Genomic DNA, 14,143 nt, shown 5'->3' on the forward strand with positions numbered 1-14,143 from the left:
CGCGCGGCGGCAGCGTCAGCGCGCGGTGGCGAGGCCGAAACGCTCGGGCGTGTGGATGGCGAGCGGATCGACGCCGTGGCGCGAGATCAGATCGTCGACGATCTCGGCGGTGCCGAGGTATCCGCCGAGCAGGATGACGCGGGTCGCGTCGTCGTCGCAGCAGAGCATCTCGCCCGCCCAGCCCGAGACCGCACGAGCGAGGGCCTGCCCCGGAGCGCAGCCACGACCCGTACCGGGCGCTCCGCCGCGGCGCGAACGGTCGAGCCACGCGATCGTCATGCGCGCGGGTGCGGCGACGCGACCGATCCACGACTCGTCGGGGACCTCGATGAACACGCGCCCGGTCGAGCAGATGGGCAGCGTCGCCAGGAGCGCCTCGAGCTCCGCGAGAGAGGTCTCGTCGGCGGTCACGAGGTGCTGCACGCGGGTGTGCCGCGACGCACGGCAGGCGGCGTCGTTGTGCTCGGAAGAGGTGGGCATGATGAGGTCGAGTATACCCCCGACGAAGGGTTGCCTAACCTGTGTTCCGGCTGGTGATCCACACGTGGATCACTCCACGAGCACCTCGCGCAGACGGTCGATCTCGGCATCCGTCATGCCGTGCGCACGCAGATACCCGGCGGCGGAGCCGTAGGTGCCGTCGAGATGCGCCAGCAGCGCGCGCATGGCCCGCGCCGGTGAGCGGGTCGCGAGATCCTCGGCGTGCACGTTCTCGGGGTGCAGCGCTCGGATCGCTGAGAGCACCCGCGCGTTGCGACCGGCGGGCAGCAGGCCTTCGGTGCGCGCGTAGTCCGCCACGACGGCCTCGGCGTCGACGCCCGCCGCGGCGAGCGCGATCCCGACCGTCACGCCCGTGCGGTCTTTGCCGATCGTGCAGTGCACGAGCACGGGCTGATCGACCAGGATGCCGCGGATGGCCGCGACGACGCGGTCGGCGGAGGCGTCGGCGATCTCGGTGTAGAGCTGCTCGAGACTGAGGTCGCGCGCGAAGAACGAAGCGACGGATCCCAGGAAGAGGGGCTCGTGCTGCACCTCGACGGGCAGATCGTCGAGCCGGCTGGGGTCGACGGCGAGCTCGCTCTCGTCGCGGAGATCGACGACGCGACGCAGGCCGATCGCGCGCAGGGTGTCGATGCCGTCGTCGTCGACCGCGACCAGGTTGCCCGAGCGGAACAGGACGCCCTCCCTGGTGCGGCCCGCGCCCGCCGGGAGCCCGCCGACGTCGCGGAAGTTGACCGCCCCCGAGACCAGCGAGCTCACGCGGTGCCGTCCACGTGCACGTGCGGAGCGCGCGGCGCGGTCGTCGCGGGAGGAGCGGCATCGTCCGCGACGACAGCGCCCGCGGGTGTGCGGGGCGGCACCGGATAACGGCCCGCGATCGCGACGCGGTTGAAGGCGTTGATGGCCACGAGCACCCAGCTGAGGGCGACGTACTCGGCCTCGCTCAGGATGCCGCCCGCCTGGTCGTACACCTCGTCGGGGATGCCGTCCTCGTGGATGAACGTGAAGGACTCCGTCAGCTCCAGCGCCGCCCGCTCGCGGTCGTCGAACACGCCCGACTCGCGCCACGTCGCGATCTGGGCGATGACGTCGGCGTCGAGCCCCGCCTTCACGGCGCCGTCGACGTGGACGCGCACGCAATACGCGCAGCCGTTCAGCTGGGAGGCGTGGATCTGGACGATCTCGCGCAGCCGCGCATCGATGCCCGCGTCGGCGGCGAGCCGGCCCACCGTCGTCGAGAACGCGCGCAGCGCCGCGTACGCCTCCGGAGCCGACTTCGACAGGTGCACACGCCGTTCCTCGCCCATGGCGACAGCCTAGGACGACCGTGGTCGACCGGCGCGGGAACGGTCGGCGACACCTCGGCATCCGCCCGAGCCGCGGGAACCGGGGACGGGCCACCGCGCGCAGGATGCCGCGCACCGCGTGACGCCGCGCGGCACCCCGGTGGCGGCATCCGGGCGACGGGTGACAGGCTGAACCCCATGCCCGAGCTCGACGAGTTCTCGTTCCTCCCCGCCCAAGCCGCCGGTCTCGGCGCCGCCGTCCCCGCCGTCTCCCGCGTCGACCTCGCCCTCGCCGACGGGCGTCGATTGAGCGCGCTGCGGTGGGGCGCCGCTCCCCCGGCGGTGACGCTGCTGCACGGCGCCGGACTGAACGCGCACACGTGGGACACGACCCTGCTGCACCTCGGGGTGCCCGCCCTCGCGCTCGATCTGCCGGGGCACGGCGATTCCTCCTGGCGCGACGACGCCGCCTACGTCGCGCGCGTCCTCGCCCCCGACGTGGTGCGCGCGCTCGAGACCTGGACCGATCGGCCGCAGGTGCTGGTGGGCCACTCGCTCGGCGGTCTCACGGCGGCGGCCGTCGCGGCATCCCGTCCCGACCTGGTCTCACGACTCGTCGTCGTCGACATCACCCCCGGCGTCGATCCGAACGCGGGACCCGCGCAGATCCGCGCGTTCTTCGCCGGCCCGACCGACTGGTCGTCGCGCGAGGAGCTGGTGCAGCGCGCCCTGTCGTTCGGACTCGGCGGCTCACCCGAGGCCGCCGCGCGCGGGGTCTTCCTCAACTCCCGTGTGCGCGAGGACGGACGCGTGGAGTGGAAGCACCACTTCGCCCACCTCGCCGCGGCCGCCGCGAATGCGGCCGCCCGGACCGACCCCGCCGCGGACGCGGGCACCGAGCCCACGACCCCGGATGCCGTGCGCGCGGTGCTCGCGAGCACCGGGTGGGACGACCTGGCCGAGGTCGGCGCGCCGGTGACCCTCGTCCGCGGCGAGCGCGGTTTCGTCACCGAGACGGATGCCGAGGAGCTCCGGCGTCGCGTGCCCGGTGCGGGCGTCCGCGTGCTCGCCACCGGCCACAACGCGCAGGAGGAGGATCCCGCCGCCCTCGCCGCGCTCATCCGCGAGGTCGTCGCCGACGCCTCCGCGTGAGGCGGTCGGCGGAGAACCTCGCGTGCGCGCACCGTCATACACCGTCGCTCATCGTCACACGGGGCGATGAGGGAATGCCGGTGAAAGTAGGCTGTTTCCACCCCTGCACGGCATCCACAGCACTCGGATGCCCTCGGCCTGCGAAAGGACACCCCGCAATGCTGCGCCGCACCGCCCTCGCCTCGAGCGCGCTCCTGATCGGAGCGCTTCTGCTCACCTCGTGCACCGGCACCACCACCTCGCCCGGACCGGTCGGCGACCCCGACCCCAACGCGACCCTCACCGTGCGCCTGTCGCTGGAGCCGTCGAACCTCGACATCCGTCGCACCAGCGGCGCGTCGCTGGAGCAGGCGCTGATCGACAACGTCTACCAGGGTCTCGTGACCCGTGACGGCGACCAGGACAACGCGATCGTCCCCGCCCTCGCCACGGCCTGGGAGGTCTCCCCCGACGGCCTCACCTACACCTTCACCCTCCGCGAGGGCGTGACCTTCCACGACGGGAGCGCGCTGACCGCCGACGACGTCGTGACCTCGCTGCAGACGGCCAAGGACGACGCGACCGTCCAGAACAGCGCCGACCTCGCCGGAGTCGCCTCCATCGCCTCGCCGGACGCGACGACCGTCGTCGTCACGCTGGCGCAGCCGAACATCGACTTCCTCTTCGCGCTCACCGGCCGTGCCGGGTTGATCTTCAAGAACGGCGACACCACGAACTTCCAGACCGCGGCCAACGGCACCGGGCCGTTCCGCGTCGAGAGCTGGAGCACCGGGCAGAGCCTGACCCTCACCCGTTTCGACGACTACTGGGGGGAGAAGGCCGGCGTCGCCGAGGTCGTGCTCGACTACATCCCCGATCAGAGCGCCGCCACGAACGCCGCCGTCAGCGGCGACGTCGACGTCGCGCTCGAGATCGACCCGGAGCTGCAGAGCCAGATCGAGGGCACCGGGAACTTCTCGATCGAGTCGGGCCTGACCACCGACAAGGGCACCCTCGCCTTCAACAACGCCAAGGCCCCGCTCACCGATCAGCGCGTCCGCGAGGCCCTCCGCCTCGCGATCGACCACGACGCCCTCGCCGAGACGCTCGAGACGGCGCAGCCTCTGAACGGACCGATCCCCCCGCTCGACCCGGGGTACGAAGACCTCACCGGCAGCATCTCGTACAACCCCGACCGCGCGCGCGAGCTGCTCGCCGAGGCCGGTGCCGAGAACCTGAACCTGACGCTGACCATCCCCAACGTCTACCCCGGCACCCTCGCGACCTTCCTGGTGTCGTCGTTCGCCGACGTGGGCGTGACGCTGAAGGTCGACCAGGTGGACTTCTCGACCTGGCTGACCGACGTCTACCAGAACCACGACTACGACCTGAGCTTCGTGCGTCACGTCGAGGCGCGCGACTTCGGCAACTGGGCCAACCCCTCGTACTACTTCGGCTACGACAACCCCGAGGTGCAGAGCCTCTACGCCCAGGCGCTCGCGACCACCGACGAGCAGCAGTCCTCCGACCTGCTCGCCGAGGCCGCCCGCATCGTGGATGACGAGGATGCCGCCGACTGGCTGTTCCTGTCGACCCCGCGCACCGCGGTCGCGAACGACGTCGCCGGCTTCCCGAAGAACTCGCTCAATGTGCGTCTGCCGTTGGCGGGCGTGACGGTCGCGGCGGAGTGATCCGCTACACGCTGACACGGCTGGGCCTGCTCGTGCTGGGCCTGGCCGTGGCCAGCGTGCTGATCTTCCTCTCGCTCCGCGTGCTCCCCGGCGACGTCGCGCAGCTGGTCGGGGGCACCCAGGCGAGCCCGGACCAGATCGCGGCGCTGCGCGAGAGCCTGGGTCTGAACGTGCCGCTGTGGCAGCAGTACACGGCGTGGATCGGCGGCCTGTTCCGCGGCGATCTGGGCACCTCGCTGCTCACGGGGACGCCGGTGGCCACCGAGCTGCTCGACAAGGCGCAGGTCACCGTCCCCCTCGCCGCGATGTCGCTCACGGTGGCGCTCGTCGTCGGCATCCCGTTCGGTGTCGTCTCGGCGCTCGGCCGTCGCCGGGCCGGGGGGACCGCGCTGAGCGTCGGTGCTCAGGCCCTCGCCGCGGTCCCGGTGGTGTGGGCCGGGATGATGCTGGTCGTCGTCTTCGCGGTGTGGCTCGGATGGCTGCCGCCGCAGGGCTTCCCGCGCGCCGGGTGGAACGATCCGGGGGCGGCGGTGCGCGCCCTGATCCTGCCCGCCCTGACCATCGGCGTCGTCGAGGGGGCGATGCTGCTGCGCTTCGTGCGGAGCGCGACCCTGCAGGCGCTGGGCGAGGACTACGTCCGCACGGCCGCGGCCAAGGGGCTCACCCGCACGCGCGCGCTGCTGAGCCACGGTCTGCCCAACGTCGGCCTCTCGGTCATCACGGTGCTCGGTCTGCAGATCGCGGGCATCATCGTGGGAGCCGTCGTCATCGAGCAGCTGTTCACGCTGCCCGGGGTGGGCCGCATGCTCGTCTCCGACGTCGCCGGGCGCGATCTGCCCAAGGTGCAGGGCGAGCTGCTCGCCCTGACGGCGGTCGTCCTGATCGTGGGCGCCGTCGTCGACCTCGTGCACCGCCTGATCGACCCCCGCCAACGGGAGGCCGCATGAGCACCCTGAAACGCCTCCTCGCGCTGGGCACCGGCCGGTTCGGCATCCTCGTGGCGGGCCTGGTCGTCGTGGTCGCCCTGATCTCGCTCGTGTGGACCCCGTTCGACCCGGGGGCGGTCGATGCGCGCAACCGGTGGGCCGACCCTTCGTGGCCGCACGTGCTCGGCACCGACAACAGCGGACGCGACATCGCCAGCCTCCTCATGGCCGGAGCCCGCACGACGGTCGTCGTCGCGGCCGGCGCGGGGATCGTGGCGTCCCTGCTCGGCATCGCCCTGGCGGCGCTCGGTGCGCTCACCGCCCGGTGGATCCGCGAGAGCGTCGCGGTTCTGGTCGACATCCTCGTGGCCTTCCCCGTGCTGATCATCGCGATGATGATCTCCGCGGTCTGGGGCGGGTCCCTCGCGGTGGTCATCTGGTCGGTGGGCATCGGGTTCGGCGTCAACGTCGCCCGCGTCACGCGCCCCGAGCTGCGGAGAGTGCTGCACAGCGACTTCGTGCTCGCCGGGCGGGCGAGCGGGCTGTCGACGTGGCAGAACCTCACCCGTCACCTGCTGCCGAACGTGGCCCCGGTGTTCATCGTGCAGTTGTCGTGGGCGATGGCGGTGGCCGTGCTCGCGGAGGCGGGCCTGTCGTACCTCGGCTTCGGCGCCCCCGTGACGCAGCCGTCGTGGGGCGTGCTGCTGAGCGACCTGCAGGCGTACATCGCCGTGCACCCCCTCACGGTCGTGTGGCCGGGAGTGGCGATCACCCTCACCGTGCTCGGACTCAACCTGCTCGGCGACGCTCTGCGCGAGGCCGCCGACCCCACCCTCGCCGAGCGGACCCCGTCGGCGCGGACACCCGTTCCGGGGGTGGTCGCGTGAGCCTCGCGGTGAAAGACCTGCGCGTCGAGATCGGCGGGCATGCCGTCGTGGACGGTGTGTCGTTCGACGTCCCCGACGGCGCCCGCGTGGGTCTCATCGGCGAATCCGGTTCGGGCAAGTCGCTCACCGCCCTCGCGATCCTGGGCCTACTGCCCGAGGGGGCGCGCGCGACGGGCAGCGTGCGCTGGGACGACCGCGAGATCCTGAACCTGCCCGACGCCCGGCTCGCGGCCCTGCGCGGCGACGACATCGGCATCGTGTTCCAGGAGCCGCGCACGGCACTCAACCCGATCCGCACCGTCGGCCGCCAGATCGGCGAGTCCGTCCGCATCCACGAGGGCGTCTCCCGCCGCGAGGCCCTGCGCCGTGCGGTCGTCGAAGCCGAGCGGGTCGCCCTCCCCGACCCGGAGCGGCTCGTCTCGCGCTACCCGCACCAGCTGTCGGGCGGACAGCGCCAGCGCGTCGCGATCGCCATGGCCCTCGCGTGCCGCCCGCGCCTGCTGATCGCCGACGAGCCGACGACCGCGCTCGACGTCACCATCCAGGCCGGGATCCTGTCGCTGCTTCGAACCCTGGTCCAGGATGCCGGCATGTCGCTCGTGTTCATCACGCACGATCTGGCGGTACTGGCCCAGGTCGCCACCCACGCCGTCGTGCTCGAGCGCGGGCGGGTGGCCGAGGAAGGCGCGGTGACCGACCTGCTCCGCGCACCGTCGTCGCCGATCACGCAGGCGCTGCTGCGCGATGCGACGGCGACCCTCTGGCATCCGGAGCGCTCCGTCTCACGCGCTCCGGCGTCGAACGAACCGGATGCCGAGATCCCGGCGGCGGCGGACCGCAGCGACGGCGAGGGGGAACGGTGAGCGACACGGTGATCCGGGCGCGCGGGCTCTCGCGCGACTACCTCGCGCCGCGCACCCGCGGCTTCGGTCGCGCCGAGCGCACCGCGGGACTCGCCGACGTCGATCTGTCGGTCACGGCGGGCTCCGCGGTGGGGATCATCGGCGAGTCGGGCTCGGGCAAGTCGACCCTCGTGCGTCTGCTGCTGGGTCTCGACGTGCCGAGCGCCGGGAGCGTCGAGGTGGAGGGGCGTGTCGTCGACGGACGCGGCTCCGCGCGCTCGCTGCACTGGCTGCGGCGTGCGACGGGCATCGTCTTCCAAGACCCGTACGCCTCCCTCGACCCCCGCATGAACGTCGGGCGCATCGTGGGCGAGCCGCTGTGGGCGCTCGGCATCGACGGCGACCGTTCGCAGCGCGTTCGCGACGTGCTCGAGCAGGTGGGCCTCGACGCCGACATGTCGGCGCGCTTCCCGCACGAGTTCTCGGGAGGCCAGCGGCAGCGCATCGCCCTCGCGCGGGCGATCGTGCATCGTCCGCGCATCCTCGTGGGCGACGAGCCGCTGTCCGCCCTCGACGTCACCGTGCGCGCGCAGATCCTGCGTCTCATCGCGCGGCTGCGCGCCGAGGAGCAGCTGACGCTCGTGCTCGTCTCGCACGACATCGGCGTGGTGCAGAGCGTCTGCGACCAGGTCGTGGTCATGAAGGACGGGCACATCGTCGAGCAGGGTCCCACCGAGAAGGTGCTGCTGCAGCCGCAGGCGGCCTACACCCGCCAGCTGCTCGCGTCGATCCCGACGCTGCCCGCCTGAGGCTCCTCCCCCGTCCGCGTGAGTGGGAATCCGCTCACAGGTCATGGGCAAGGGATGCCGCGATGTCGGGGGTCGGCGTTAGCCTCGCCCCATGACCCCCGGTATCGTCCCCCCGTTCCTGCTCGACCGCCTCGCGCAGACCGACGACCCCCGCCTCGCGCGGGCGGCGGCCGCCGCGCGCAAGACCCTCGCCCTGCCGCGTCCGCCCCGCCCCACGCGTACGCGCCTGCGCCTGTCCATCGAGGGCGACGCGCTCGTGGCCGAGACCGGCCCCGCCCCCGATCGCGTCATCTCCGACGCCGCCAACACCGAGAACCTGCCGGGGCGTCGCGTGCGCAGCGAAGACGACGCGCCCACCGGTGACAGCGCCGTCGACGAGGCGTACGACGGCCTCGGCGAGACCTACGACTTCTTCTGGGACGCGTTCGCGCGCGACGGCATCGACGCGGCGGGCGGATCCCTGCTGGCCACGGTGCACTACGGCGACGACTACGACAACGCGTTCTGGAACGGCGAGCGCATGGTCTTCGGCGACGGCGACGGCGACGTGTTCGTCGGCTTCACGCGCTCGCTCAGCGTCATCGCCCACGAGCTGGGTCACGGGGTGACGGAGGCCGCCGGAGGACTCGAGTACCAGGGGCAATCGGGGGCCCTGAACGAGTCGCTGTCCGATGTGTTCGGCGCCCTCGCCGAACAGCATCATCGGGGCCAACGCGCCGACGAAGCGTCCTGGCTCATCGGCGCGGGTATCTTCGCCGCCGCGGTGCAGGGCGAAGCCCTGCGATCGATGAAGGCCCCGGGCACCGCATACGACGACGACGTGCTCGGGAAAGACCCGCAGCCGGGCCACATGCGGGATTACGTCGAGACCGAGGACGACAACGGGGGCGTGCACATCAACTCCGGCATCCCCAACCACGCGTTCTACCTCGCCGCAACGGCTCTCGGCGGTTTCGCCTGGGAGCGCGCCGGGCTCATCTGGTATCGCACGCTCACCGGCGGCGCGCTGTCGTCCACGGCCGATTTCCTCGCCTTCGCCTCGGCGACACTGCGCACCGCCGCCACGGAGTACGGTGAGGAGTCCGAGGAGGTCGCCGCCGTCCGAGCCGCATGGGCCGGGGTCGGCGTCGTGAAGGATGCCGCAGCCTGACGCCGACACCGCCGAGCACGAGCGTCTCGTCGTCGTGGTGGTGCGGTCGGGCGGCATCGCCGGACTGTCGAAGCAGTGGCGCGCCGAACCCGCACCGGAACGTGTCCCGCACTGGCGGGACCTCGTGGAGCGTTGTCCGTGGGACGCCGCGGAGGCCCCGTCGACGGGCGCCGACCGGTATCAGTGGCGCATCGACGTCCACCGGGGCGACACCGCCGTGCATCGCGCGCGCCTCGGCGACGGGCAGATCGAGGGACCGTGGCGCGCGCTCGTCGATGAGGTGCGCCAGGCCGCGGCGCCTCCATCGCGAGATTCCTGAACCTCGGCGGCGTGGGCCCGAGCGCAATCGCGCGACACGAGGGCGGACACCGGACACAGACGCGCGAGCGCTCGGCGCGGGCGGACACCGCGAACACGGGCGCACTCGCGCGACGCGAGGGCGGACACCGCGAACCGACGCGTGCGGGCGCGACGCGATCGTCGCTGCGCTGAGTCCGCCCTCCCGAGGGCACGGCGCGCGGCGATCGGGGTATCCCGACCGCTCAGCCGAACAGCTTCCGCCGCTTCTTCTTCGACGGGATGCTCTTCTGCAGGTAGACGACGCCGAGCCAGCGTCCGAACTTGAAGCCCACGCGCCCCATCCGCCCGACCTCGGTGAAGCCGAGCTTCTCGTGCAGGGCGATCGACGCGTCGGCGCCCTTGTCGCTGATGGCCGCGACCATCTCGCGGATGCCGAGGTCCTGGCACGCGGCGATCAGTGCCTCGAGCAGCGCTCGCCCCAGCCCTTTGCCCGCCGCGGCCTGCCCGAGGTAAATCGAGTTCTCGACCGTGTAGCGGTAGGCCGACTTGGACTGCCACGGTTGCACGAGCGCGTAGCCGAGGATCTGGCCGCTGGGCGACTGCGCCACGAGGAAGGGCAGGCCGAGCTTGTGCAGGGTGGCGAACTTGTCGCGCCACTTGGCGATCGTCCAGGCCTTCTCGTCGAAGGTCACGACGGAATTGCGCACGTAGTAGTTGTAGATCTCGCGGATGTCGGGGATATCGGCCTCGGTGGCCGGGCGGATCTCGAACGAGAACGGCCTCTCCGGCTCGGGCGCGCGGCGCAGGTGCGCGGGCAGACGCCGACGGCTCTTCTCGTACTCCTCTTCCAGCACCCCGCCACTCTACGGGCGCGGCGGTTTCGGGCGTGTGTCCGCCATCCGTCCCGCGGGGCGCGGGGGCGTCAGGCCGGAAGCCGCCAGTCCACGGCATCCGCGCCCTGCTGCTCGAGCAGAGCGTTCACCTGTGAGAACGGGCGCGATCCGAAGAATCCGCGGCTCGCCGACAGCGGTGACGGGTGCGGTGACGACACCGTCGCCGTCGCGCCGAGGAGCGGCGCCAGGTTCATGGCATCCTTCCCCCAGAGCACGGCGACCAGCGGCTGCTCGCGCGCGACGAGCACCCGGATGGCGTGCTCGGTCACGCGCTCCCACCCCCACCCGCGGTGGGATGCCGGCTGCCCGGGCGCCACGGTGAGCACCCTGTTCAACAGCATCACGCCCTGCGCCGACCAGGCGGAGAGGTCGCCGTGCGGCGCGGGGGCGATGCCGAGGTCGTCGTGCAGCTCTCGGTAGATGTTCGCCAGACTCCGCGGGAGCGGCCGCACGTGCGGGTCGACCGCGAACGACAGCCCGATCGGATGGCCGGGCGTCGGGTAGGGGTCCTGCCCCACGATGAGCACCCGCACGGCATCGAGAGGGGTGCGGAAGGCCCGAAGGACGAGCTCACCGGCCGGGAGATAGGGCGCCTTCTCGGCGCGCAGTCGCTCCCCCAGCGCCGCGATGTCGTCGGCGACGGGGGCGAGGGGCTCGACCCACGAGGCGTCGATGAGTCCCGCGTCGGCGAGCTCGGCGAGCGACTTCGCCGTCACGCGGCGTCTTCTTCGTGCACCGATCCCTGGTGCGACCACGGGAAGTCGATCCAGAGCGAGGTGTCTTTCCAGGCGTAATCGGGCTGCACCACGGTCGTCGGCTTGGTGTAGATGACGGCTGAGCGCGCCTCGGCCCCGTGACGATCGAGCAGCTTGATGGCCAGATCGAGGGTGCGGCCGCTGTCGGCGACGTCGTCGACGAGCAGCACACGGCGCCCCGAGAGGTACGACAGATCGAGCGCCGGAGGCAGCACCTCGGGGGCATCCAGCACCGTGCCGACACCGGTGTAGAACTCGACGTTCAGGGCACCGCAGTTCTTCACGCCCAGGCCGTAGGCGATCGCCCCGCCGGGCAGCAGACCTCCGCGCGCGATTGCGACGACCACCTCGGGGTGGAATCCGTCGGCGACGATCGCGCGGGAGATGTCCCTCGTCGCGATCCCGAAATCGTCCCAGCTCAACCGTTCGCGTTCATCAGCCACCCGCGGGCCCCTCTCATCGTCTCCCCTCACCCTAGGGCGCACGGCCTCCCGCACCCGTCCGGAGACGGAGGTGCGGGGGCGCTGCTCACGGTCGGGAGCCCACGGGCAGCAGCATCGCCGCGGTTCCGGGGATGTCGACGAAGCCGATGCTCGCCCAATGAGCACGGCGGGCGGCGACATCGGCCGGATCGACCACCGGTCCACCCATCGCGGCGGGAAACGCCGCCGTCAGGAGGATCGCTATCGTGTCTCCGTCGAAGACGCGGGCGACGCCGCGGACGAGCGCGTGGCTCACGAGCGAGCCGACCGCGGCGTCGATGTCGACGGAGGAGATCACGCACAGGCTGTCGGTGAACAGCGAGGACTCGTCGATCATCGAGATCAGCTCGCGATCGGCGAACGCGGATCCGATCGACGACAGGTCCGGCACGGCCTCGCGCAGTTGTTCGGCCCAGGACGGATCGGCGTAGTGGACGCGGTGGAGCGTCGCGGCCGTCAGGACACGGGCGCCCGCATCCGCCTCTTCGCCGGAGCGGATGACCGCACGCCAGACTTCCGGCTCGGTCCGTCGCTCGTCGATCCGGACGGTGAGATGGAGCGCCATCGCTCCGACGTCGGCGTCATCGTGCATGTGCCCCCCAGGGGTCGTCGCGCGTCATCCGGTCGCCGCCCCTCGTCATTCGATCCATCGTTCTTCGTCTTTCACGGGCACTGCACGCAGGAGTACCGCAGGGCCGTGAGCGGCGCCGGTCGTCGCATTCGGCCCTCTCACACCCCCACCGCGTTTCCTCTCCTTTTCGAGTCGTTTCGCGCCCCCCGCGCTCAGCCGACCCCGCAACGCTCCCGTCTCCCGTTCCTTCACCGCAAATGGTGTTGCGGCACGCCTTCCGGGGCTTACATTAGAAAGTACTCATCTCATTCTTAGGGTATTGACAGCCCTTTCGGAACGCCCCTTCCCCCCTAGAGGAGCACGACCACGTGAGCAGCACCTACATCGAGACCGGCGGTCAGGTCCGCGTCTACGATTCCGCCGTCAAGGCTCACGATCGCCTTCCCCTCGGCACCTATCGCGTGCGCTTCAGCAGCAAAGAGGGCTTCAGCCTCGTGCGCACGGCGGATCTCGCCGTCGGCGCGGAGAAGGTGTACGGACAGCGCGAAGCCAAGGTCGACAAGATCTTCCGCACCTACGCCCGACTCGACCGCAACCTGGGCGTGATGCTGTCGGGGAACAAGGGTCAGGGGAAGTCGATGTTCCTCCGCATGGTGGCGGAACGGGCGATCGCCCAGGAGCTGCCGGTGGTGCTCGTCACCGAGGATGCCGACGGCATCGTCGACTTCCTCGACACCCTCGACGAATGCCTCGTCATCTTCGACGAGTTCGAGAAGGTCTTCGCATCCGGTCGCGGTCACCTCGCGGAGCCGAACCGCCAGAATCAGTTCCTGACGCTCTTCGACGGGATGTCGTCGGTGCGACGCATCTATTGCGTGACGGTCAACGACGTGCAGGACGTCAGCCACTACATCGTCAACCGGCCCGGTCGCTTCCACTACCACATGCGTTTCGACTACCCCGGCCCGGACGAGGTGCGGGAGTACCTCGCCGACCAGGCCCCGCACGCCGCGCCCTCGGAGGTCGAGAACGCCGCACTGTTCTCGCGTCGGGTGAACCTGACGTACGACCACCTGCGGGCGATCGCCTTCGAGATGAATCACCCCGAGGCGAAGTTCTCCGAGATCGTCGAAGACCTCAACATCAAGGCGATCGAACCGAGTACCTATCGCGTCGAGGCGAAGTACCCCGACGGCACGATCCTGGCGGACGAGTCGGTGCTCAACCTGCACGAGCGCAGCGATGTGCAGCGCACCATCGAGCTGCGCAGCACCCAGCGCACGCTGTTCTTCTCGTTCGCCCCGCGCGACGTCGTCTTCGAGGACGACGGCAGCATCTCGATCCCCGTCCACACGATCGACGCGATGGACGAGGACGAGGAGATGCCCGACGAGCTTCCGGCGCGGATCACTCTGACCCTCGTGGGCCAGGTCAGCTACTCGTTCGATCGCTGAACACGACACCGCGCTTCGCGCGATCCCCCACGCGTCGGCGTGGGGTCGAGGATGCGCGCCGCACGGGCTAGGAGTCGTCGCGGGAGCGGGGCGGAACCGTCACCCTCTTGTTGACGTCGCGCGTCGCCGAGAACTTCAGCACCGCGTAATCGTCGACGTGCCCGCGGGTGTGGGGGTCATCGCGGATGTTCAGGACGACGTCGTGCCCCTTGTGCGGCTGTGCGTAGAACTTGCCGAACCCGGTCAGCGTGACGCGGTTGCCCGCGTTGACCAGCTCGAGGATCTCCTCGAAGATCGCGTCGTACGCGAGCTGGGTCGTCCGCAGGGACAGACCCGCGCGCTTGGACACCCGCTGGACGAACTCGCGCTTGCTCACCTTGGGCTCTTCGGACCTCGTGACAGGCATATCTTCACCATCCAATGCTCTTGCTCGTGAACGAGCGTATGTGTCGACCCTCCGACCGG

17 protein-coding genes are annotated in these 14,143 nt (G+C 71.0%); 9 read left to right on the forward strand and 8 right to left on the reverse strand.

Annotated elements, in window-relative coordinates:
* Positions 1 to 15: 15 nt before the first annotated feature.
* The 3 genes from AB0230_RS02155 to AB0230_RS02165 form a co-directional block, all read right to left on the reverse strand.
* Positions 16 to 480 (reverse strand): SIP domain-containing protein, encoded by a 465-nt coding sequence (locus AB0230_RS02155; RefSeq protein ID WP_315993224.1) that lies wholly within the window; start codon positions 478 to 480, stop codon positions 16 to 18.
* Positions 481 to 549: 69 nt separating this feature from the next.
* Positions 550 to 1,260: a tyrosine-protein phosphatase gene (locus tag AB0230_RS02160; protein WP_315993225.1), complete on the reverse strand. Its 711-nt coding sequence runs from the start codon at positions 1,258 to 1,260 to the stop codon at positions 550 to 552.
* Positions 1,257 to 1,808 (reverse strand): carboxymuconolactone decarboxylase family protein, encoded by a 552-nt coding sequence (locus AB0230_RS02165; RefSeq protein ID WP_315993226.1) that lies wholly within the window; start codon positions 1,806 to 1,808, stop codon positions 1,257 to 1,259. The genes AB0230_RS02160 and AB0230_RS02165 overlap by 4 nt, the downstream gene beginning before the upstream one ends.
* Positions 1,809 to 1,985: 177 nt before the next feature.
* Here AB0230_RS02165 and AB0230_RS02170 point away from each other — a divergent pair, with 177 nt between their 5' ends.
* From AB0230_RS02170 to AB0230_RS02205, 8 genes are all read left to right on the forward strand, one after another.
* On the forward strand, positions 1,986 to 2,939 hold the full coding sequence (locus AB0230_RS02170; protein WP_363578760.1) for an alpha/beta hydrolase: 954 nt from the start codon (positions 1,986 to 1,988) through the stop codon (positions 2,937 to 2,939).
* Positions 2,940 to 3,097: 158 nt separating this feature from the next.
* Entirely contained in the window at positions 3,098 to 4,609 is a 1,512-nt protein-coding gene (locus AB0230_RS02175; protein ID WP_315993228.1) for an ABC transporter substrate-binding protein, read from the forward strand.
* Positions 4,606 to 5,556 carry an ABC transporter permease gene (locus AB0230_RS02180; protein ID WP_363392854.1) on the forward strand — a complete coding sequence of 317 codons (951 nt, stop codon included), beginning with the start codon at positions 4,606 to 4,608 and terminating at the stop codon, positions 5,554 to 5,556. The genes AB0230_RS02175 and AB0230_RS02180 overlap by 4 nt, the downstream gene beginning before the upstream one ends.
* Positions 5,553 to 6,422, forward strand: coding sequence for an ABC transporter permease (locus tag AB0230_RS02185; protein WP_363392857.1), 870 nt, complete (start codon positions 5,553 to 5,555; stop codon positions 6,420 to 6,422). Before AB0230_RS02180 ends, AB0230_RS02185 begins: the two co-directional genes overlap by 4 nt.
* The gene (locus AB0230_RS02190) at positions 6,419 to 7,285 is read left to right on the forward strand and encodes an ABC transporter ATP-binding protein (RefSeq protein WP_363392860.1); all 867 of its coding nucleotides are present in this window, start codon (positions 6,419 to 6,421) and stop codon (positions 7,283 to 7,285) included. The genes AB0230_RS02185 and AB0230_RS02190 overlap by 4 nt, the downstream gene beginning before the upstream one ends.
* Positions 7,282 to 8,073: an ATP-binding cassette domain-containing protein gene (locus AB0230_RS02195; RefSeq protein ID WP_315993232.1), complete on the forward strand. Its 792-nt coding sequence runs from the start codon at positions 7,282 to 7,284 to the stop codon at positions 8,071 to 8,073. The genes AB0230_RS02190 and AB0230_RS02195 overlap by 4 nt, the downstream gene beginning before the upstream one ends.
* 91 nt (positions 8,074 to 8,164) lie before the next feature.
* Positions 8,165 to 9,223, forward strand: coding sequence for a M4 family metallopeptidase (locus AB0230_RS02200; protein WP_366373738.1), 1,059 nt, complete (start codon positions 8,165 to 8,167; stop codon positions 9,221 to 9,223).
* Positions 9,210 to 9,542: a protealysin inhibitor emfourin gene (locus AB0230_RS02205; protein WP_363392866.1), complete on the forward strand. Its 333-nt coding sequence runs from the start codon at positions 9,210 to 9,212 to the stop codon at positions 9,540 to 9,542. The genes AB0230_RS02200 and AB0230_RS02205 overlap by 14 nt, the downstream gene beginning before the upstream one ends.
* A gap of 223 nt (positions 9,543 to 9,765) precedes the next feature.
* On the opposite strand, the gene AB0230_RS02210 is transcribed toward AB0230_RS02205, so the two are convergent.
* The 4 genes from AB0230_RS02210 to AB0230_RS02225 form a co-directional block, all read right to left on the reverse strand.
* Positions 9,766 to 10,377: an N-acetyltransferase family protein gene (locus tag AB0230_RS02210; RefSeq protein WP_315993235.1), complete on the reverse strand. Its 612-nt coding sequence runs from the start codon at positions 10,375 to 10,377 to the stop codon at positions 9,766 to 9,768.
* Between the two features lie 68 nt (positions 10,378 to 10,445).
* On the reverse strand, positions 10,446 to 11,132 hold the full coding sequence (locus AB0230_RS02215) for a uracil-DNA glycosylase (RefSeq protein ID WP_315993236.1): 687 nt from the start codon (positions 11,130 to 11,132) through the stop codon (positions 10,446 to 10,448).
* A complete protein-coding gene (locus AB0230_RS02220) occupies positions 11,129 to 11,614 on the reverse strand; it encodes a phosphoribosyltransferase (protein ID WP_315993237.1) in 486 nt (161 codons plus the stop codon). The genes AB0230_RS02215 and AB0230_RS02220 overlap by 4 nt, the downstream gene beginning before the upstream one ends.
* An 85-nt stretch (positions 11,615 to 11,699) precedes the next feature.
* Positions 11,700 to 12,245, reverse strand: coding sequence for a hypothetical protein (locus tag AB0230_RS02225; RefSeq protein ID WP_315993238.1), 546 nt, complete (start codon positions 12,243 to 12,245; stop codon positions 11,700 to 11,702).
* 347 nt (positions 12,246 to 12,592) lie between these two features.
* Here AB0230_RS02225 and AB0230_RS02230 point away from each other — a divergent pair, with 347 nt between their 5' ends.
* Positions 12,593 to 13,678, forward strand: coding sequence for an AAA family ATPase (locus AB0230_RS02230; protein WP_315993239.1), 1,086 nt, complete (start codon positions 12,593 to 12,595; stop codon positions 13,676 to 13,678).
* A gap of 67 nt (positions 13,679 to 13,745) precedes the next feature.
* Here AB0230_RS02230 and AB0230_RS02235 read toward each other — a convergent pair whose 3' ends face one another.
* Complete coding sequence (locus AB0230_RS02235) at positions 13,746 to 14,084, reverse strand: HU family DNA-binding protein (protein WP_366373739.1); 339 nt, start codon at positions 14,082 to 14,084, stop codon at positions 13,746 to 13,748.
* Positions 14,085 to 14,143: the final 59 nt, after the last annotated feature.

The sequence above is a fragment of the Microbacterium sp. NPDC089190 genome (assembly GCF_040701795.1).
Classification (GTDB): Bacteria; Actinomycetota; Actinomycetes; order Actinomycetales; family Microbacteriaceae; genus Microbacterium; species Microbacterium galbum.